Here is a 19,615-nt window from a genome sequence, read left to right on the forward strand (position 1 = left end):
GACTACTTACTACCCTTCCGTGTCTTGAAAGAGGGGCATGTGATCGCTAGATTATGATTGTGAACTACATGGAGTTCATGATGCGCTACTGTGCTGGAGTTTAACCAACTAGCTGTGATGTCTGGGCCGGAGGCGCTATAGCATCGAGCAAATACACACTAAACCCCACAACCCCCTTCGCATGATGCTTAGCCTGCGAAGCCATCTCCGCAAGCTGGCTGGCATCAAGCGTTGCACAAGCTTCAGGTCGCAAATGCACCACCCCAATCGATAACGACAACAACGCAAACTCCTGCCGCACACCCTGGCGATTCGGCGCAATAAAACATCCCGCCTCAATGTGTTCAGGTCGATAGAACCGGCGGCACTGGCTCTGGAAGTCGTCGAGCAGTTGGTTGAGGCGTTTGCGCCAGTCTTCGGGGCCGAGGACGAGGAGGAAGTCGTCGCCGCCTATGTGACCGACAAAGTCGCGGGTGGGGTCGATGCGTTCGTTGAGGCATTGGGCGAGGCAGAGCAGGACTTCGTCGCCGCGACCGTAGCCGTAGATGTCGTTGAAGGGTTTGAAGCTGTCAATGTCGACGTAGCAGATGATCGATTCGCGGGCCTGTTGCAGCAGGCGGGTGAGGCATTGCTGGATCGGTACGTTGCCCGGCAGCAGGGTGAGTGGATTGGCGTAGCGTGCCTGTTGGATTTTCAGTTCGGTGATCAGTTTCAGCACGTCGATCACCCGGCCGAGGCCGAGGTAACTGCCGTTGAGGGTGATGATGAAGTCTTCTTCGATGCGCTGGCGGGCGCGGCTGGTGATAAGGCGGCTGACTTGCTGCAGCGACTGGCTGATTTCCACGGCGAGGAAATCATCGTTCATCAGGCGGCTGATCGGTTTGCGTGCAAACAAGTCCGTGGCAAACGGTTTGAGCAGTGCGTCCGACAGCGAGTGGCGATGGACGATGCCGCAGGGCTGGCCTTGTTCGTCGAGCACCGCGAGCGAATTGAGGTTGGCCTGGCGGCGGAAGGCTTCCAGGACGGTGGCGGTAGGTGTATCACGCTGCACGGCGGGCTGGTCGTTGAGCAGGGCGCTGAGGTCACTGCCTTCGTCGGTTAGCGCGGCAGCGCTGCTGTCGTGTTTGGGCATCAGCGCGCGAGCGTCGCGGGATGGATGTTCCTGAGGGCGGCCGAGCAGATAACCCTGAACCAGATCGACACCCATTTCAGTCAGCACCGCGAGTTCTTCCGGTAGCTCGATGCCTTCAGCAATGACCTGCGCGCGGGACGCTTTGGCGATTTGCAGAATCGAACCGACAAACTCTCTTTTCAAGGCGTCCTGATGAATGCCATCAATGAAGTGTCGGTCGATCTTCACGTAGTCCGGACGCAATTCTGACCATAAACGCAGGCTTGAATAGCCGGCACCGAGATCGTCCAGAGCAATGGAAAAGCCCATCGCCCGGTAGTGGTGCAGGGCGGTTTGCAGTAACTGAAAGTCGTCAATCGGCGTCTGTTCGGTGAGTTCGATCACCACTTGGCTCGGCGCAATCCCCAAGTCCTGCAGCAGCTGCAATGTGCGGCCCGGTTGGTGCGCGGCTTCGAGCAAAGACTCGGGTGAGACATTGAGGAACAGCTTGCCCGGCAGTTGCTGCTCGTTGAAGCGGCGGCAGGCGCTTTGGCGGCAGGCGATTTCCAGTTCGCTCAATCGCCCAGCCTGTCGCGCTACGGCGAACAAGGCAATCGGCGAGTGCAAAGGGCTGTTGGACGGCCCACGGGTAAGGGCTTCGTAACCGAGAATGCGGCGTTCGGAGAGACAGATGATCGGCTGGAACAGGCTGTGTAAACCGCTTTGAGTCAGGATCGAGCTCAAGGCGCTCAGCTGTTCGGTTGTGGTCATGGCAGTCTCTGGCGATAAAAAAAGGACCGGGAGCGCTTGCTCCCGGTCCTTTATTGCACGACAGAATGATGACTGTTTGATGACGATCCGGGGATCGTCATCACTAAATTGCCATCACTTACTTCTTGGCCACCTGATTGCTCAGTTTCAGGTAATCCAGCAGTACGCGCCCGGTTTCGCTCAGGTAGGCATCGTCTTCCGGTTTGACCTTGTCCGGCTCGGCAGCGGCCAGTGCGTCTTCGTCTTCTTTCTTCAGCTCTTTGAGCGGTTCTTCGCCTTTGGCCTTGCGACGGATGTTCTCCATCGCCAGCTGCTTGGCGTCGATGTCGGCGTGCTGGGCACGACGATCGGCTTCGTTGAGGCTGACGGTTTTTTCTTCCATCAGTTTCTGCGCCAGGGCCAGCTTGTCGCGGATGAACACGAACTCGGCGTCCTTGTTGGTGCGCGAGTCATGTTCGGACTTCAACTGGGCGAGGAACGGCTTGAACGGATCGGCCGCCGGTTTGATCGCCGCGCGAATGGTGTCCCACGGCATGGCTTCCGGCAGGGCGCTCTCGCCAATTTCCTTGGTGTCGATCAGCGACGGGTAGTCGATGTCCGGCAGCACGCCCTGATGCTGGGTGCTCTGCCCGGAGACGCGGTAGAACTTGGCCAGGGTCAGTTTCAGTTCGCCATGGTTCAGCGGCTGAATGGTCTGCACGGTGCCCTTGCCGAAGGTCTGGCCACCGATGATCAGCGCGCGGTGGTAGTCCTGCATGGCGCCGGCGAAGATCTCCGAGGCCGAGGCGGACAGGCGGTTGACCAGCAGCGCCATCGGGCCTTTGTAGAACGCGCCCGGATTTTCATCCTCAAGCACGTCGACACGGCCATCGGCATTACGCACCAGCACGGTCGGGCCCTTGTCGATGAACAGGCTGGTCAGCTCGGTGGCTTCCTGCAAAGAGCCGCCGCCGTTGTTGCGCAGGTCGATGACCACGCCGTCGACTTTTTCCTTTTGCAGCTCGGTCAGCAGCTTCTTGACGTCGCGAGTGGTGCTCTTGTAATCCGGGTCACCGGCACGGAAGGCCTTGAAGTCGAGGTAGAAGGCCGGGATCTCGATCACGCCGAGTTTATAGTCCTTGCCGTCCTGTTTCAGGCTGAGGATCGACTTCTTCACGGCCTGGTCTTCGAGCTTCACCGCTTCACGGGTGATCGGCACGATCTTGGTGGTCTGGTCGTTCGGCGCATTGCTCGCCGGAATCACTTCCAGACGCACCACGGTGCCTTTCGGACCGCGAATCAATTTGACCACTTCGTCCAGACGCCAGCCGACCACATCGACCATCTCTTTGTTGCCCTGGGCAACGCCAATGATCTTGTCGGCCGGAGCGACCTGCTTGGTCTTGTCCGCCGGGCCTGCCGGCACCAGGCGCACGACTTTCACTTGATCGTTGTCGCTCTGCAACACGGCGCCGATGCCTTCGAGGGACAGGCTCATATTGATGTCGAAGTTTTCCGCGTTATCCGGCGACAGATAGTTGGTGTGCGGATCGTAGGACATGGCGAAGGTGTTGATATACGCCTGGAAGATATCCTCGGCCCGGGTCTGGTCCAGACGCGCCAACTGATTCTTGTAGCGCTTGGTCAGGGTTTCCTGGATCTGCTTCGGCTCTTTGCCGGCGATCTTCTGGCGCAGCACTTCGTCCTTGACGCGTTTGCGCCACAGGTCGTCGAGTTCTGCGGTGGACTTGAGCCAAGGTGCGTCCTTGCGATCGATCAGCAAGGTTTCCTTGGTGTTGAAGTCCATTTTGTCGACGCCTTTGTTCAACTCGGCAAGGGCGAAGTCCAGACGCGCTTTGACACGGTCCAGATAGCGCTTGTAGATGGTGAACCCGGCGTTGAGGTCGCCGCTTTTGAGGAAGTCGTCGAACTGGGTCTTCCACTTGTCGAATTCGGCGATGTCGCTGGCCATGAAATAGCTGCGCGACGGGTCGAGCAGCTTGATGTAGCTGTCGTAGATGATCACCGAGCGCGCATCGTCAAGCGGCGGCTTGCTGTAGTGGTGACGCTTGAGCAACTCGACGACGTTCAGGCTGGCGATGACTTCATCGCGATCAGGCTGCAACTTGTCCCAGCTGTTGGCTGCGAATGTGGTGCCCGACACCGGCAACAGACCGATACCGATGAAAAGAGCGAGGGCGGTGCTGGGGAGCAGATGCTTCATGCTGATTCGACGCGGGGACAATTGATAACGCATATTAGGCCGTCTTTGAAGTCGCCGGTTCTTTGAGAGCCGGTCGCATAATGCAAAAAGCCCGGCGCTACAGCTTCGGGCTCAGTCCAGACTCACTATGGAGGCAGTGTGAAGGCATTGCAAGGCGTTGAAGGTCAAGTGGCATGGGTTGAAGAGCCGAGTCCTACGTGCGATGTAGGACAAGTCCGCATCCGTGTGGCGGCAGCCGGCCTCAATCGCGCCGATTTATTACAGAAGGCCGGGCTTTATCCACCGCCACCCGGGGCCAGCCAGGTGCTCGGCCTTGAGTGCTCCGGGGTGATCAGCGAAGTCGGTGCGGGCTCGTCCTGGCAGGTCGGCGACCGGGTTTGCGCCTTGCTGGCCGGGGGCGGCATGGCTGAAGAAGTGGTCGTCGACGGACGGCACGTGCTGCGGGTGCCCGAAGGCGTTTCGCTGATCGAGGCCGCCGCATTGCCTGAGGTTTATGCAACAGTCTGGCTGAATGTGTTTCAACTTGCGGCGCTGAAACCGGGTGAGAAAATTCTCCTGCACGCGGGCGCAAGTGGAATCGGTTCAGCCGCCATTCAGTTGTGCAAGGCCTTCGGTAACCCGTGCTGGGTCAGCGTCGGCTCGGCCGAGCGTCTGGCTTACTGCGAAGCATTGGGTGCGCAGGGCGGTGTGGTGCGCACCGATGATCTGGAAAGTCTGCGCGACTTCGGGCCGTTCGACGTGATTCTCGACCCGGTGGGCGGCAATTATTCAGCATTGAACCTCAAGCTGATGGCACTGGACGGGCGTTGGGTGTTGATCGGTTTGATGTGCGGTCGCGAGGCGAAACTGGATCTGGCGCAGGTGTTGGCCAAGCGTGTGCAACTGCTCGGCTCGACGTTGCGCAGCCGTAGCGATCAGTTCAAGGCGGATCTGCTTAGTGATCTGGGCCAGCATGTCTGGCCGCTGTTTGCCGAAGGGCGACTGCGCCCGCAACTGGCCAAGGCGTTTGCGGTGAAGGATGCCGAGGCGGCGTTTGCCGAACTGGCGAGTAATATGGTGTCGGGCAAGTTGGTGTTGGTGATTGATGAGGGTTTGAGCTGACAGCAAAGCAAGGTCAAAAGATCGCAGCCTTCGGCAGCTCCTACAGAGGCACGCATTCCAAAAGTAGGAGCTGCCGAAGGCTGCGATCTTTTGCTTTTATTTCCAGAAGTGGATCGGCCAGCCGGCCTTTTCTGCGTGCTCAAGCAGCACCGGATCCGGATTGACCACGTGTGGAAAATCCACTTTCAACAGCAGCGGCAAGTCATTGCGCGAATCGGAATAGAAACTCGCGCCCTCGAGGTTTTCTTCTTCGGCGTCCAGCCATTCCAGCAGGCGAGTGATCTTGCCTTCGCGGTAGGTCAACGTGCCCACGGTATGGCCGCTGTAAACGCCGTGCGCGACTTCCAGTTCAATCCCTAGAATCTCGTCGATGCCGAGTCGATCGGCAATCGGTCTGACCAGGTGCGTGCCCGACGCCGAGATCACCAGAATCCGGTCGCCGGCCTTGCGGTGGGCGGCGATGGTTTTGGTCGCGTCGCTGAAGATGATCGGTTCGATAAAGTCTTCAACCCACGGCCCGACCAGGTGCTCGACTTCTTCTGGCGTACGGCCGATCAGCGGTTCGAGGCTGAACGCCATGTAATCTTCCATGCGTAATTTGCCATGGCTGTAGGCGTCCATCAGTTCGTTGTTCTTGCGCATGAACGACTCGGGATCGACCCAGCCCAGGCGCCCCATCTGCTCGCTCCAGAGGGTGGCGCAGTCGCCGTGGATCAACGTTTCGTCCAGATCAAAAATTGCCAGGGCCATCAGTGCAGTTCTCTCTTCAACGTCAGCAAAGTCATCAGGCTACCTCACACAGGGCCGTCGGATCGATGGAAAGTGCCAGGCGTTGTCCGTCGGGATGCAGATCGGCGGCGGAGCGGTTGAGTACGTCGACCACCAGTTCCACCCCGCGCGCTTCGATGCGATAGCGAATGACGTTGCCGAGCAGGCTGTGGCTGCGGATCTGCGCGTCGAGTTCGCCGTCAAGGCTCAGTTCGATGGCTTCCGGGCGGATGGCGATGCGATGGTTGACCGGCCGTTGCAACAGCTTCGAGGCGGCATCTGCGTCGAGCAGGTTGTAGTTGCCGATGAAGCCGGCGGCGAATACATCGACCGGAGCGGTGTAGAGGGTTTCGGCGTCGCCGCTCTGGACGATCTTTCCCTGGTTCATCAGGAAAATCCGGTCCGACATGGTCAGCGCTTCTTCCTGATCGTGGGTGACGAAGATCGTGGTCAGGCCGAGTTCGCGCTGGATCTGACGAATCTGTTCGCGCAGGTGTTTGCGAATCCGTGCGTCGAGCGCCGACAGCGGCTCATCCAGCAGCAACAAGCGCGGGCGGGTCACCAGCGACCGGGCGAGGGCGACACGCTGGCACTGCCCACCTGACAGTTGATGCGGATAGCGGCTGGCGAAGTCGTGCAGTTCAACCAGTTTCAACACTTCAGAGACGCGCTTGTGGCTGTCATCGGCGTTGACCTTTTGCATGCGCAGGCCGAAGGCGACGTTCTGTTCGACGGTCATGTTGGGGAACAGCGCGTAGCTCTGAAAGACCATGCCGATACCGCGTTTCTGCGGACTCAACGGCACGATGTCGACGCCATCGAGCAAAATCTTGCCGCCATCCACCGGGGTCAGGCCGGCGATGCAACGCAGCAAAGTCGACTTGCCGCACCCGGACGGGCCGAGCAGGGTGACGAACTCGCCTTTGTTGATTTCGCAATCGATGTCGCTGAACACCGTGGTGCCGGCATAACTTTTCTGCAGGTGTTGGACGCTGACGTAGCTCATTCGCTTTTGTCCTTGTTCAAGATGTTGGCGATCCAGGTCAGGACCAGCACGAAAAAGAAATACGAAATGACCAGCGCACTGGTGAAGTGGCCGCTGCTGTTGCGCATGTTGTTCAGGTACACCTGCAGGGTTTCGTAGCGGGTGCCGACGAGAATGTTGGCGAACACGAACTCACCGAAGAGGAACGAGAAAGACAGTAGCAGCGCCACCATCAGGCCTTTGCGCAAGTTCGGCAGCACCACCAGAAACGCCGCTTGAAAGGTGCTGGCGCCGAGCAGTTGCGCGGCGTCCATCAGGTCGCGCAGGTTGATCGCTTGCAGGTTGTTGGTGATCGCGCGGTACATGAACGGCAGCGCTACGGTGAAGTAGCAGCCGATCAGAATCCACGGTGTGCCGACCATCGCCATCGGCCCGGAACCGTAGAGCTGCAGCAGCCCCACCGAGGACACCACCGGCGGCACCGCGAAGGGCAGCAGGATGAGGATGTTCATCAGCGCATCGAGTTTCGGAAAGTAGTAATGCACGACAAACAGCAGCGGCAGGATCAGCACCACCGATAACACCAGCGCGCCGACACAGACGATCAGCGACTGCCCGAATGCGTGGAGAAAGCGCGGATCGCTCCACAGCTGGATGTACCACTTGAAGGTGAAGCCGCTCGGCAGAATGGTCGCCGACCAACTGCTGGCGATCGAATAGACCAGCGTGCCCAGCAGCGGCAACAACAGGATGGCGAACAGCAGATAGACCACGACGCGGTGGTAGAGGCCGGCCGGGCCGGATTCAGCGCGAGACATGGTAGCTCCTCTTCAACAGCAATTGATGCACGACGGTGACAATGGTCATCAGCGCCACGAGCACCACCGCCAGCGCGCTGGCCAGGTTCGGGTCAAGGGAAATGTCGCCGGAGACCATCGCCGCAATACGGATCGGCAGAACGTTGAAGTTGCCGGTGGTCAGCGCATAAACCGTGGCGTAGGCGCCGAGGGCGTTGGCCAGCAGGATCACGAACGTGCCGAGCAACGCCGGGGTCAACACCGGCAGGCCGATGTGCCGCCAGAACTGCCAGCCGTTGGCGCCGAGCAGTGCGGCGGACTCGCGCCAGTCTTCACGCAGAGCGTCGAAAGCCGGATAGAGCAGCAGCACGCCGAGGGGAATCTGGAAATAGGTGTAGAGGATGATCAGGCCGGTTTTCGAATACAGGTTGAAGTCCTGAATGATCCCCGACTGCTTGAGCATGATGGTGATGCTGCCGTTGAAACCGAGCAGGATGATGAACGCGAACGCCAGCGGCACGCCGGCAAAATTGCTGGTCATGTTGGCGAAGGCATTCACGAAGTTGCGCAGCTTCGAATCGACGCGGCGTAGTGAATACGCACCAAGCACGGCGATGATGATGCCGAATACGCTCGACCAGAAACTGATCTCCAGGCTGTACTGGATTGCCTGCCGATAGAACTTCGAACCGAAGATCTTGCTGAAGTTGGCCAGGCTCCAGCCGGACTCTTCCGATTGCAGGCTGTTGATCATCACCCAGACCAGCGGGGCGATTTCGAAGACGATAAAGAACAGCGCGAAAGGCACCAGACACAGCGCCGCGAGCCATTTGCCGCGATTCATGGCATTCACTTGAGCAGCTCCCGGCACACAGGTTTGTCGTGGGGTACGCCGAGCAGTTCGCAGACCGTGCCGCAGATCTCGGTCTGCGTTGGTGTGGCGTCAGGGTTGAGGCTGAACGCCTCGCCGAGGACGAACAGCGGCACCTGACGTTCTTCCGCCAGCAGGCCGTTGTGCGAACGATCGTTGTTCATGCCGTGGTCGGCGGTCACCAGCACCTGGTAACCAGCGTCGAGCCAGCTCTGCAGATAGTCGGCGAGGATGACGTCAGCCGAGCGCGCGCTGTTGCGGTATTGCGAGCTGTCGAGGCCGTGCTTGTGCCCGGCGTCGTCGATGTTCATCGGGTGGATCAGGAGGAAATCCGGCGCATGACGCAGGCGCAGGTTCTCCGCGTCGGCGAACAGGTGCGAATCCGGATAATGGTCGTTCCAGTAGAAATGCCCGTGCTGGATCGGCAATGTCGGATCGTCGGTGTGGCGGTCGCGCGCAGCCACGAACGGTGAGCGGTTATACAACTCGCTGACCCAGTGATACGCCGCAGCGGCGGTTTTCAGCCCGGCATCGCGGGCGTAGTGATAGATGCTGCGCTGGTTGGACAAGCGCGAGACATTGTTGTGGACGATGCCGCTGCCGATCGGTGGCACGCCGGTGAGGATACATTCGTAAAGCGGTCGGGACAGGGCGGGCAATTCGCACTCCAGTTGATAGAGCGCCGCGCGTCCTGCGCCAACATAAGCCTGCAGATGCCCCATGGCGTGACACGCAACCTCGTAGTTGAGGCCGTCGAGCACGACAAGGATGACGTTGTGCTTCATAGGGGCAAGAACTCCGAAAACAAATCTGGAACCAATCTGTGTAGGAGTTGCCGGAGGCTGCGATCTTTCGATGTTGCTTTTAAAGGGCAAGATCAAAAGATCGCAGCCTTCGGCAGCTCCTACAGATGAAGGATTACTTCATCTCTACGATGACTTCTTCGTTCCACTGCTGCGGCAGGGCTTTGGAGGTCTTTTCCCACGCGTCGGCGTCCTTGACTGGCGTAACGTTTTTGTATTGCTCGTTCGGCAGCAGTTTGGCTTTCACGTCTTCCGGCAGTTGGAGGTGTTCGGCGCGGATCGGCCGGGCGTTGCCGCGGGCGAGGTTGGTCTGGCCGGCGTCGCTGAAGATGTATTCGCGGGTCAGCTTGGCGGCGTTGGGGTTTTTTGCGTACTTGTTGATGATCGTGGTGTAGCCGGAAATCACCGAGCCGTCGGATGGAATCAGCACTACGTAATCATCGGGGTTGGCCATCTTGGCTTTGTAGCTCAGACCATTGAAGTCCCAGACTACGCCGACTTCGATCTCGCCTTTTTCCATGGTTGCGATGGTCGGGTTGGCCATCGACAGACGACCCTGTTTGGCGAGGTCGGCGAACAGCAGCAGGGCAGGCTTGATGTTTTTCTCGTCACCGCCATTGGCCAGTGCGGCAGCGAGGACACCGTTGGCGGCCTGGGCAGCAGTGCTCACGTCGCCGATGGAGACTTTGTATTTACCGGTTTTCAGGTCAGCCCATTTGGTCGGCACTTCGGAGCCATTTAGCAGCTTCTTGTTGACGATGAAGGCGATGGTGCCGGTGTAGGCCAGTGCCCAGTTGCCGTCCTTGTCCTTGGCCCAGTCCGGAATCTGATCCCAAGTGCTTGGCTTGTACGGTTGCACCACGCCTTGCTTGACCGCGATCGGGCCGAAGGCAGCACCGACGTCGCCGATATCGGCGGTGGCGTTGTCTTTTTCAGCGGCGAACTTGGCGATTTCCTGAGCCGAACTCATATCGGTGTCGATGTGTTTCAGGCCGTATTTCTTGGCCAGGTCTTCCCAGGTGCCTTTCCAGTTGGCCCAGTCATCGGGCATGCCGACGCTGTTGACGGCGCCTTCCGCTTTCGCAGCGGCTTCTAGGGTTTTCAGATCGGTGTCGGCCGCCATGGCGGCGCTGCACATTGCAATGGTCGAGCCTAACAGTGTTGCCAGGAAAAGCTGTTTCATTCCGAAGCTCCTTGGTCGTGTTCAACGCTGCGATTGCGGTTGGGTTGGTCTAGGTCAGCAATACCTGAGCCAATTTAGGCGGGCTGGATGACATTTTGATGTCGATGGCCTTGTGGCTGATCTTTTCTCCGCCCGGGATTGGCCGTTGCCAAACAAGCGTAGACCATGACGCAGGCCCGATACGCAAGGGACTTGGCCGATGTATTGCAAGCCGTGAAAACGACCGTTGGGTAGTTTTTGTCATCTGTCGGTCATCTGCACTGCCTAGGCTTGCAACACACGAAAGCGCTCTGAGCAGCGCCCGGATTTGCCCTGAAACAGTGCTGGTCTAGTCCAGATAGGTAACGTTGATGCGCGATGAGGCAACGAAAGCGGTGACAGCGATTGGTCAGGTGCTGCAGGAGCAGATCAATCATGGTTTGCTGGCGGCCGGGAGCAAGTTGCCCGCTGAACGCAAGCTCAGCGAGTTGTTCGGGACGACGCGGATCACTGTGCGTGAAGCGCTGTTGCAATTGGAGGCGCAAGGGCAGATTTATCGTGAGGAGCGGCGCGGCTGGTTCGTGTCGCCGCCGCGTCTGGCGTACAACCTGATGCAGCGCAGTCATTTTCACGCGATGGTCAGTGCGCAGGGGCGTGAGCCGTCGACCGAGGTGATTTCGGCGCGTCTGCAGCCGGCTTCGGCGGCGGTGTGTGCGTGGTTGCAGTTGCCGGCGTTGTCGAGCGTGATTCAGATTTGCCGCTCGCGGCGCATTGATGGGCGACTGGTGTTGTACGTGGAGCACTATTTGAATCCGCTGTTTTTTCCGGGGATTCTTGAGTTCGATTTGAATCAGTCGATTACCGAGTTGTATGCGCGGCATTACGATTTGCACTATGGGCGGGTGCGGTTCGAGATGGTGCCGACGGCGTTGTCGGTGGATGCAGCGGCGGCGTTACGGGTGTCGGTGGGGAGTCCGGGGTTACGGATTGCACGCGTCAATTATGATCAGCATGGGCGGTTGATTGATTGTGATCTGGAGTTTTGGCGGCATGATGCGATTCACGTCGGGGTTGATGTGGTTTGATCTTCTGGTCGCTGCGCTCCCACGCCCGGATCAATCCCTCCGCTCAGCCTGCCGACGGGCTCCAGATCAAAAGCGGAACTCGAGCTAACGCTCATCGTGTGTAGGGGTTGCCGAAGGCTCGGGCCGCGATCGGACGATCTTTTGATTTTGCTGTTCTGTGGGAGCGAGCCTGCTCGCGAAGGCGCCCCCACAGTCACCCCTCTCTACTTGCCCACCGCCGCATTCCCGTACAGATAATCCGTCGCCAACGACGCCAATGTTCTGACCCCAACCACCAACGCCGATTCATCCACAAAGAACCCCGGATTATGATTGGGCGCAGCCTTGCTCATGTCCTGATCCCTCGGCGTCACCCCGAGAAACACAAACAAGCCCGGCGCCTCTTTGGCGAAGAACGAGAAATCTTCCGCCCCACCCACCAGTGGTCCCTGCACCACATCATCCTTGGCGGCCCACTTCAACGTCGGCAGCATTTTCTCGGTCAGTGCCGGGTTGTTAATGGTCGGATCGTATTTTTCGATGATGGTGACATCGGCTTTCGCGCCGCCGCTTTCGGCGATTTTCTCGATGGTCTGTCGCACGTCGCTGTGCAGTTTCTGGCGGATGCCGTAGTCGTAGGAACGGATGGTGCCGGTCATGTCGAGCGATTCGGGGATGATGTTGTAGCGGGTGCCGCCGTTGATGGTGCCGATGCTGACCACCGACGGGTAAGAGGAAATGTCGGTGCGGCGGCTGACCACGGTTTGCAGGCCGACGATGGTTTGCGCGCCGACGGTGATCGGGTCGATGCCGTCCCAGGGGCGGCCGGCGTGGGTTTGTTTGCCGTGGATCTTGATGCGCAGGTCGTCGGAGCTGGCCAGGGTCGGGCCGGGGCGGTAGGCGATCTGGCCGGCGGGGACGCCGGCCCAGACGTGCAGGCCAAATATCGCGTCCGGTTTCGGCGATTTCATCACGCCTTCCTCGACCATCATCTTCGCGCCCCAGGTGTTTTTGCCGTCGGGAATAAAATCGCTCGGGCCTTCCTCGGCGGGCTGGAAGTAGAACACCACGGTGCCGGGCAGAGTGTCGCGCATGCCCGTCAGAATTTTCGCCGCGCTGAGCAGGATCGCGGTATGGGCGTCGTGGCCGCAGGCGTGCATGACGTCGACTGCCTTGTCGAGATACGTGCCTTTGGCTTTCGAGGCAAACGGCAGATCGGAGACTTCCTTGACCGGCAGCGCATCCATGTCGGCGCGCAGGGCCACGGTCGGGCCGGGCAGGGCGCCTTTGAGCACGGCCACTACGCCGGTGCGCGCGACGCCGGTTTTCACTTCCAGGCCCATGGCTCGCAGCTGTTTGGCGACCAGCTCAGAGGTGCGTTTTTCGGTGTTGCCAAGTTCCGGATGGGCGTGAAGGTCGCGGCGGATTTCCAGTAGTTCCGCTTCAAGCTTTTGCGCCTGCTCGGCGATCTGTATGCGGGCGCTGTCCATCGTCGCAGCGCCGGCGTGGCTGGCGACCAGCGTGAGCAAGAGGGTTTGGGCAATGCGCGTCAGTTGCATGGGCTTCTCCTTGATTATTGTTGTTGGGCTTCCTTGCGTGTGACAAAGGCTTTGCACGCAAGTGCGATCGGGCAAGGAAGCGCTATGCGCTCCGACAGGGAAAACTCCTACCGTTTTATCAGTTCCGTCCGGCGTGACAGATAAAACGCGGGCGATAACTATGTACCGCACCGCACAACATTTATTTCCATAAATTTCTCCAGGTACCGGTCACGTTATTGGCTGTTTGAGGGTGACCGGCCAGCGCGACAAAACTATTGTCCATGGAGGATTTATAAATGCAGCGTAATGGAATAACGCTTCCGCCGATTGTTGTGCGTCCGGATAAACAAGATGAATATTTACATTATTTAGGTGCAGGAGACGGTTCGGGGCCAAGCATCAACTTTGCGCCTTTGGGTGAAATACTCGATATGGAAAGTATCTATAAAGATACTTCCAGAAATATTGCCCAGGTCATCGAGCTTGAGCTGGCAGAAGTACGCGCAGCAGGCGATCAAAGTGTCCTGCCTCCTTTGGATGCGCTGGCGCGGGAGATGCGATTCAGGGAGTCGCTGATCGCCAGAAAGTTTGGTGCACTTTTGGCGGCCAAGGACGTGGCCATCGAACGTTTCGGCCACGCCCAGGTTGAAACCTTTTTCAACGGAGGTCGTTTACCGCAAGTCAATCGGCGAGGCGGCGGCGTCAGCGTACGGCAGGCCTATAGCGCCTTGTTCAACGCCAAGTTACTGGTTGAAGGCATTGGCGTTTTGAACAGCCAGTCGGCCACGGTCAAGGGCATGATTGCCGTGGTGCAAGCGCAGGAAGCCGACCGGATTGCTCAGGAGCAGGCCCGGTTGGCGGCGGAACACGCCAGGCAGGTTGCACAGGAACAGGCCCGCGTCGCTCAGGAGCAGGCGCGGCGGCAGGCGGAGGAGCTGGCGCGGCAGGCTGCTGCCGATGAACTCAGGCGTCTCGAAGAAGAACAGGCCCGTTTGGCGGCTGAGGCACTAGAGCGCAAGCGTGCCGAGGAACAGGCGGCGCTTGAGGCTGAAGCCGAAGCCGAAGCACGCAGGGTTGATGAGGATAAGCGCCGGCAGGACACCTCCGGTGGTCACAGTAGCCTGTTGCGCTTTCAGGGCAATACCAGCCACGCCCAACTGGTATTTGCGACGTCCGCTGGTGCGGTCGCGATTGCCGACAACCTGATGGCGGGTTTTGCCGCTTCGATTCGCTCGGCGGTGGCCGGTTTATCGGGGCTGGCTGCTGGCACGGCGTCTGGTCTGATGGTGGGGGTAAGTGCGTTTGTCTACTCCCCGGTGTTGGGTAATGGGGAATTGCCTGAACGCTTTCTGCTCAGCCTTCCACTGGCAGATCTGCTGCCCGGTCAACTGCCTGATCTGGACAGGCTGGCAAGCGAAAGAGCACGACTGAATCTGCCGGTGCGTTTGAGCGCCCGGCCACTGACGGGATCTCTCGCCGAGCTGCTTGTCGTTCCGGTAGCGGGGACAAAACTGCCTTCCGGCGTTCGCGTGGTTGCAGCTGGTTTCAACGCAGGGAACAACACTTACAGCGCGACGCTCACTGACATCCCGCCGACAACCGCGGTCTGGACTCCCTCAGTAACGCCGGCAGACAGTTCAACGCTGTTCCCCATCGAGAACCCGGCCCCACCGCGATATATCGGCGGCAACCTTGTGCCGATTGAAGGACGGATCGACGCTTACCCAGGGCGGGGCAACATTCGTTTCGACGACTTCATTCTGGTCTTCCCACCGGAATCGGGTCTGCCACCGCAGTACGTCATGTTCCGGGATCGACGCAATGATCCAGGGGTGGCCAGTGGTTATGGTGCGCCGGTTGCGGGTGGATGGCTGGGGGCGGCTACGCAGGGCGATGGAGCGCCAATCCCATCGCAAATTGCTGATCAGTTAAGGGGTCGTCAGTTCAACAGTTTCAGAGCATTCAGAGAAACATTCTGGAAAGCTGTCTTCAATGACGAAAATTTGGCTGACTCATTTAACGCGACAAGTTTGAACGAAATGAAAAAGGGCAAAGCTCCGATAGTTAGAGTGAGCGATTCAGCAGGATCAAGAGTGAAATACGAACTGCATCATAAGGTCGGCTTGGCAGAGGGAGGGGATTTATATAATGCCGACAACATAAATATCGTTACCCCGAAGGCGCATGTTGAAATTCATAAAGGGCTTTGATATGAGATCGATACAGAATATGAGAGAGGAAGATTTTCTCGAGTTTGTCAGGAAAATACATGATTCCGGGTTTACTACAGAGAAGCAGCAAATTGCTGCCATTCTTGAATTCTCCCGGCTAGTGGAACATCCATCTGGTTACGATTTGATTTACTACCCGGAGGAAGGTAAGGATGGGCCTGAAAATGTTGTCTTGGAGGTAAAAAACTGGCGTTCCGCTAATGGCAAACCCGGTTTCAAAAATAAATAAAAGCAACCCCCTATTGGCTTTATCTTCCAATAGGGGGCCATCTCAGTTCAGCCGTCCTTTTTCATTTCAACCCCAGGCGTAATCACCTGCACACTCATCCGCGGTGTCGCCAGATCCAGCCCCGCCTCATCCAGTTGCCGCTTCAGCGAAAGGTTGAACGCCCGGGAAACCTCCCACTGCTTGATCGGCGCAGTCTTGAACCGTGCGCGCAAAATCGCGCTGCCGGACTCGAAACTCTCCACACCCTGAATCTCCAGCGGCGACCAGATGTTGCGGCGTTGCAGCGGATCGCTGCGCATCTTCTGGCCGACGTCGCGCATCAGTTTGATCGCATCGTCGATTTCCATGTTGTACGGCACGGCGACGCGGAAGATGGCGTAGCCGAATTCCCGCGAGTAGTTCTTGATGCTTTTGATTTCGCTGAACGGAATGGTGTGGACGATGCCGTCGATGTCGCGCAGGCGCACGGTGCGGATGGTCAGGCCTTCGACGGTGCCGAGGTGGCCGCCGACGTCGACGTAATCATCGATGGCCAAGGAGTCTTCGATGATGATGAACAGGCCGGTGATCAGGTCAGCGACCAGCGATTGCGCGCCGAAGCCGATGGCCAGACCGATCACCCCGGCACCGGCCAGCAATGGCGTGACGTTCATGCCCATGTTCGCCAGCGCGACGATCAGCGCGATGATGAAAATCGCCACGAACAGCACGTTGCGGATCAGCGGCATCATTGTTTGCGCGCGGGCGTTGGCCAGGCCTTTGCGCGAGCGGGTCAAAGCGTGGTGCACGGCGGTATCGGCGAGAATCCAGATCAGCCAGGAAAAAATCAGCGTGCCGATCAGGCTGAACAGTTTGACGCTGATGTCATGGCCATCACCTTCGGCGAACGCGATCAGCGAATGGCCCCACACCCGCAGGCCGAGCTCGATGAAGATCAGCCACACCAGCAAATGCGTCAGGGTGTAGAAGAAGTTTTTCAATCGTTCCGAGTACAGCGCATGGCGTTTCGGCCCGCGTTGTGGCTTCAGCGAATGGCGGCGCACGAGGCCGTTGATGACCATGCACAACACCAGCAGAACCGTGCAGATCAGCGACTGCCGCAGCGCGGTGCTGGTATCGCCGGCAGAGACAAATGTGGCGAACAGCGAGATGCCGACCAGCACCAGTGCCGGCACGTACCAGAAGGTGCCGAGGATCTCGATGGTGTCGCTGAGGGCGCGGCGGGTCAGGCGGCGTGACAGCGGTTGGTTGCGGATCAGGTGCGCGATCGGTCGGCGGAATCGCAGAATGAACAGGCCGGTCGACAGTGCCGCGAGGACATTGGCGGTGGTCGCGGCGGTGTGCGCCAGATGCACGCCCAGGCTCTCGACCAGACGCGGATCACTCAGCGCTTCACCAAACGCGGCGAAGCTGCCGATCAGCCACAACGGCCGAAATGCCTGATGACGCAGGATGTACAGCGCGCGATGGCGGTGCGGGCCGTCGAGCAGGGAGAAGGCGATCACGCAGATCGCCGAGAAGCAGGTGCCGACCACCAAGGCATAGGCCAGCACCATCGCCAGGCTTTTGCCCAGCGAAGATGGCAACACGTAGCTCATATACACCGTCATCACCAACGCGATCAGCCACGGCCCGAGCTTGCGCAGGGCAAAGCGCAGCATGTCGAGGGCCTTGGGGTGTTGCGGCAGTTCTTCGGTAAGGCCAAAGCGCATGCGCACGCGGTGGCCAAGCCAGATCAGCGCGGCGGCGAGCAGGCTCCAGACCATCAGGATCACCGCGAAACCGAAGATGATCGGCAGCCATTCATTGGCCGGCAGCAGCTTGCTGCTCAGTTCATCCTTGGCCAGATCGAACTCGTTGGACCAGCGGGTAATCGGGCTGTCGGCGCCGGAAAACTGCTTTTCGAAGTTGGCGAGGGTGCCGCCGATCAGGCCCAGCACGCCTTCTTCCGGAGTGGCTTGGGCTTTCTTTGTGGCGTCGCGCAGCTTTTTCAGGTCGCTGAGCAACTGCGCACGTTGTTTGTCGTTTTCCAGCGACTTGATGACTTCATCCAGCGACTGGCCAAGCGGTTCCTGGGCTTCAGCTTGCGGTTTGGAAGTGTTGAGCAGGCCGGGCAGACCGACTGCCTGGGCGGGCGCCAGCGGCAGCAGCGTCATCAGGCAGACAAGCAGCAGACCGGGCAAAGCAAAAAGACGAGCAAACACCAGAAGACAACCTCGCGATAGGCGGATGCGCTGGAGTGTACGAGGCCCTTTGGCGCAATGCGAGCCGGGCGCGGTCATTCGTTGAGTTTGGCGAGGATCTTGTAGACCACCGTGGCGAGGATCATCAGCATGCCGATCCACATGGCGAACACCCCGGCGTTCTTGTCACGGAAGTTGAAGCCGATGGCCAACAGGATCATCCCGCTGAGGATGGGGATGAGCATGGCGTGGAAGGAGGACATCGAGATCATGGAGACTGCCTTGTCTGTAGAGGATTCTTGCAGTCTAGGCGGGTTTTCGAGGCGGGCGGGTGATGTGACTCAGGAATGCTTCAAGTCAGTGAGGTTTCTGGTGTCTGAAGCAGCGCTTTCGCGAGCAGGCTCGCTCCCACAGGTGAATGGCATTCCATTGTGGGAGCGAGCCTGCTCGCGAAGTTTTTCAGCCTTTATGGCAATTCGCGACTGGCATAAAACGCGCTGAGCACTTTGACCAGATGTGCCAGGTCATGGCTGCCACACAGCTCGCGAATCGAGTGCATGGCGAAGGTTGGCAGGCCGATGTCGACGGTGCGCACGCCCAAGTGACTGGCGGTGATCGGGCCGATGGTCGAGCCGCAGCCCATGTCGCTGCGCACCACGAAGCTTTGCACCGGGACTTCTTCGGCCATGCACAGATGGCGGAAGAAACCGGCGGTTTCGCTGTTGGTGGCGTAGCGCTGGTTGCTGTTGACCTTGATCACCGGGCCGGCATTGAGTTTCGGGCCGTGGTTGGCGTCGTGCTTTTCCGCGTAGTTGGGGTGCACGCCGTGGGCGTTATCGGCCGACACCAGCAGGGATTTCTGAATGGTGCGGACGAACTCGTCACCTTCCGGCAGCAGGCGGCGCAGGGTCTGTTCGAGCATCGGGCCGTCGGCACCGCATGCCGAGCAGGAGCCGACTTCTTCGTGATCGTTACAGACCAGCACGCAGGTTTCGTCGGTTTCGGCGGTGAGCAACGCTTGAAGGCCGGCGTAGCACGACAGCAGGTTATCCAGACGCGCACCGGCAATGAAATCACCGTTCAGACCGATCACTGCAGCACTTTGCGTATCGTAGAAACTCAACTCGTAATCCAGCACCACGTCGGCATTCAGGCCGTGTTCGCGAGCCAGTTGATCGGTGAGCACAGCGCGGAAATCGACGCGCTCGTCACCGGCGAACTGGGCGAGGATCGGCGGCAGTTCAGTCTGCGCGTTGATCGCCCAGCCCTGGTTGGCTTCACGGTTGAGGTGAATGGCCAGGTTGGGAATGATCGCGATCGGCGCCTTGAAGTCGATCAATTGGCTCTCGACCTTGCCGTCACGGCGGAAGGTCACGCGGCCGGCCAGCGACAGATCGCGGTCGAACCACGGCGCCAGCAGCGCGCCGCCGTAGACTTCGACGCCCAGTTGCCAGAAGCCCTGACGCTGCAGTTCCGGTTGTGGTTTGACCCGCAGGCACGGGCTGTCGGTATGGGCGCCGACCAGGCGGATACCGTCGTGCAGGGGCGAGTTGCGGCCCATTTTGATCGCGACGATCGAGGAGTCGTTGCGGGTGACGTAATAGCGGCCGTTGGCCTCGGTGGACCATGGCTCGCGCTCGTCGAGGCGCACATAACCGGCGGCCTCCAGACGCTGAACGAGGCTGGCGGTGGCGTGGAACGGGGTAGGGGAGGCCTTGAGAAAGTCGATCAGGCCCTGGTTCAACTCTGCGCGCATAAGAAACTCCAGACAGCAATGGCCGGGAGTTTAACGTAT

16 protein-coding genes are annotated in these 19,615 nt (G+C 59.2%); 4 read left to right on the forward strand and 12 right to left on the reverse strand.

Translation table 11 applies throughout. The features are described 5' to 3' along the window. Window positions 1-100: 100 nt before the first annotated feature. Window positions 101-1,882, reverse strand: coding sequence for a bifunctional diguanylate cyclase/phosphodiesterase (locus AB4N53_RS01520; protein ID WP_460117632.1), 1,782 nt, complete (start codon window positions 1,880-1,882; stop codon window positions 101-103). Window positions 1,883-2,000: 118 nt separating this feature from the next. Then, window positions 2,001-4,085 (reverse strand): carboxy terminal-processing peptidase, encoded by a 2,085-nt coding sequence (locus AB4N53_RS01525; protein WP_460117634.1) that lies wholly within the window; start codon window positions 4,083-4,085, stop codon window positions 2,001-2,003. A gap of 138 nt (window positions 4,086-4,223) precedes the next feature. Between AB4N53_RS01525 and AB4N53_RS01530 the strand changes: the two genes are divergently transcribed. Next, the gene (locus AB4N53_RS01530; protein ID WP_460117636.1) at window positions 4,224-5,186 is read left to right on the forward strand and encodes a zinc-binding dehydrogenase; all 963 of its coding nucleotides are present in this window, start codon (window positions 4,224-4,226) and stop codon (window positions 5,184-5,186) included. A 96-nt stretch (window positions 5,187-5,282) separates the two neighbouring features. Here the strand turns inward: AB4N53_RS01530 and AB4N53_RS01535 are convergent, their stop codons facing one another. The 6 genes from AB4N53_RS01535 to AB4N53_RS01560 all read right to left on the reverse strand — a co-directional run bounded on the left by AB4N53_RS01535 (window position 5,283) and on the right by AB4N53_RS01560 (window position 10,593). Then, window positions 5,283-5,936, reverse strand: a complete 654-nt coding sequence (locus AB4N53_RS01535) for an HAD family hydrolase (RefSeq protein ID WP_460117638.1) — start codon at window positions 5,934-5,936, stop codon at window positions 5,283-5,285. A 34-nt stretch (window positions 5,937-5,970) separates the two neighbouring features. After that, window positions 5,971-6,960: an ABC transporter ATP-binding protein gene (locus AB4N53_RS01540; RefSeq protein ID WP_460117640.1), complete on the reverse strand. Its 990-nt coding sequence runs from the start codon at window positions 6,958-6,960 to the stop codon at window positions 5,971-5,973. After that, window positions 6,957-7,757: an ABC transporter permease gene (locus tag AB4N53_RS01545; RefSeq protein ID WP_016773742.1), complete on the reverse strand. Its 801-nt coding sequence runs from the start codon at window positions 7,755-7,757 to the stop codon at window positions 6,957-6,959. The genes AB4N53_RS01540 and AB4N53_RS01545 overlap by 4 nt, the downstream gene beginning before the upstream one ends. Next, window positions 7,744-8,580: an ABC transporter permease gene (locus AB4N53_RS01550; protein WP_460125273.1), complete on the reverse strand. Its 837-nt coding sequence runs from the start codon at window positions 8,578-8,580 to the stop codon at window positions 7,744-7,746. The genes AB4N53_RS01545 and AB4N53_RS01550 overlap by 14 nt, the downstream gene beginning before the upstream one ends. 5 nt (window positions 8,581-8,585) lie before the next feature. Then, window positions 8,586-9,392: an alkaline phosphatase family protein gene (locus AB4N53_RS01555; RefSeq protein ID WP_460117642.1), complete on the reverse strand. Its 807-nt coding sequence runs from the start codon at window positions 9,390-9,392 to the stop codon at window positions 8,586-8,588. Window positions 9,393-9,525: 133 nt separating this feature from the next. Then, window positions 9,526-10,593 (reverse strand): ABC transporter substrate-binding protein, encoded by a 1,068-nt coding sequence (locus tag AB4N53_RS01560; RefSeq protein WP_460117644.1) that lies wholly within the window; start codon window positions 10,591-10,593, stop codon window positions 9,526-9,528. A 350-nt stretch (window positions 10,594-10,943) separates the two neighbouring features. On the opposite strand from AB4N53_RS01560, the gene phnR reads away from it, so the two are divergent. Then, window positions 10,944-11,657: a phosphonate utilization transcriptional regulator PhnR gene (gene phnR / locus AB4N53_RS01565; protein WP_460117646.1), complete on the forward strand. Its 714-nt coding sequence runs from the start codon at window positions 10,944-10,946 to the stop codon at window positions 11,655-11,657. Between the two features lie 203 nt (window positions 11,658-11,860). On the opposite strand, the gene AB4N53_RS01570 is transcribed toward phnR, so the two are convergent. After that, window positions 11,861-13,195 (reverse strand): amidohydrolase, encoded by a 1,335-nt coding sequence (locus AB4N53_RS01570; RefSeq protein WP_460117648.1) that lies wholly within the window; start codon window positions 13,193-13,195, stop codon window positions 11,861-11,863. Between the two features lie 278 nt (window positions 13,196-13,473). Here AB4N53_RS01570 and AB4N53_RS01575 point away from each other — a divergent pair, with 278 nt between their 5' ends. Next, on the forward strand, window positions 13,474-15,387 hold the full coding sequence (locus AB4N53_RS01575; RefSeq protein WP_460117650.1) for an S-type pyocin domain-containing protein: 1,914 nt from the start codon (window positions 13,474-13,476) through the stop codon (window positions 15,385-15,387). Window positions 15,388-15,406: 19 nt separating this feature from the next. Next, the gene (locus AB4N53_RS01580; RefSeq protein WP_460117652.1) at window positions 15,407-15,637 is read left to right on the forward strand and encodes a bacteriocin immunity protein; all 231 of its coding nucleotides are present in this window, start codon (window positions 15,407-15,409) and stop codon (window positions 15,635-15,637) included. 47 nt (window positions 15,638-15,684) lie between these two features. Here AB4N53_RS01580 and AB4N53_RS01585 read toward each other — a convergent pair whose 3' ends face one another. The 3 genes from AB4N53_RS01585 to AB4N53_RS01595 form a co-directional block, all read right to left on the reverse strand. Continuing rightward, entirely contained in the window at window positions 15,685-17,841 is a 2,157-nt protein-coding gene (locus AB4N53_RS01585; RefSeq protein ID WP_460117654.1) for a mechanosensitive ion channel family protein, read from the reverse strand. 74 nt (window positions 17,842-17,915) lie between these two features. Next, window positions 17,916-18,092, reverse strand: a complete 177-nt coding sequence (locus AB4N53_RS01590; protein ID WP_016773747.1) for a hypothetical protein — start codon at window positions 18,090-18,092, stop codon at window positions 17,916-17,918. A gap of 194 nt (window positions 18,093-18,286) precedes the next feature. Beyond that, window positions 18,287-19,576: a M18 family aminopeptidase gene (locus tag AB4N53_RS01595; RefSeq protein ID WP_064364632.1), complete on the reverse strand. Its 1,290-nt coding sequence runs from the start codon at window positions 19,574-19,576 to the stop codon at window positions 18,287-18,289. Window positions 19,577-19,615 lie beyond the last annotated feature (39 nt).

It is taken from the genome of Pseudomonas sp. H3_E04 (assembly GCF_054668915.1).

Coding starts and splice junctions, on each gene's coding strand:
- AB4N53_RS01520 (WP_460117632.1), bottom strand. CDS start 1,882: ATGACCACAACCGAACAGCTGAGCGCCTTGAGCTCGATCCTGACTCAA.
- AB4N53_RS01525 (WP_460117634.1), bottom strand. CDS start 4,085: ATGAAGCATCTGCTCCCCAGCACCGCCCTCGCTCTTTTCATCGGTATC.
- AB4N53_RS01535 (WP_460117638.1), bottom strand. CDS start 5,936: ATGGCCCTGGCAATTTTTGATCTGGACGAAACGTTGATCCACGGCGAC.
- AB4N53_RS01540 (WP_460117640.1), bottom strand. CDS start 6,960: ATGAGCTACGTCAGCGTCCAACACCTGCAGAAAAGTTATGCCGGCACC.
- AB4N53_RS01545 (WP_016773742.1), bottom strand. CDS start 7,757: ATGTCTCGCGCTGAATCCGGCCCGGCCGGCCTCTACCACCGCGTCGTG.
- AB4N53_RS01550 (WP_460125273.1), bottom strand. CDS start 8,580: ATGAATCGCGGCAAATGGCTCGCGGCGCTGTGTCTGGTGCCTTTCGCG.
- AB4N53_RS01555 (WP_460117642.1), bottom strand. CDS start 9,392: ATGAAGCACAACGTCATCCTTGTCGTGCTCGACGGCCTCAACTACGAG.
- AB4N53_RS01560 (WP_460117644.1), bottom strand. CDS start 10,593: ATGAAACAGCTTTTCCTGGCAACACTGTTAGGCTCGACCATTGCAATG.
- phnR (WP_460117646.1), top strand. CDS start 10,944: ATGCGCGATGAGGCAACGAAAGCGGTGACAGCGATTGGTCAGGTGCTG.
- AB4N53_RS01570 (WP_460117648.1), bottom strand. CDS start 13,195: ATGCAACTGACGCGCATTGCCCAAACCCTCTTGCTCACGCTGGTCGCC.
- AB4N53_RS01575 (WP_460117650.1), top strand. CDS start 13,474: ATGCAGCGTAATGGAATAACGCTTCCGCCGATTGTTGTGCGTCCGGAT.
- AB4N53_RS01580 (WP_460117652.1), top strand. CDS start 15,407: ATGAGAGAGGAAGATTTTCTCGAGTTTGTCAGGAAAATACATGATTCC.
- AB4N53_RS01590 (WP_016773747.1), bottom strand. CDS start 18,092: ATGATCTCGATGTCCTCCTTCCACGCCATGCTCATCCCCATCCTCAGC.
- AB4N53_RS01595 (WP_064364632.1), bottom strand. CDS start 19,576: ATGCGCGCAGAGTTGAACCAGGGCCTGATCGACTTTCTCAAGGCCTCC.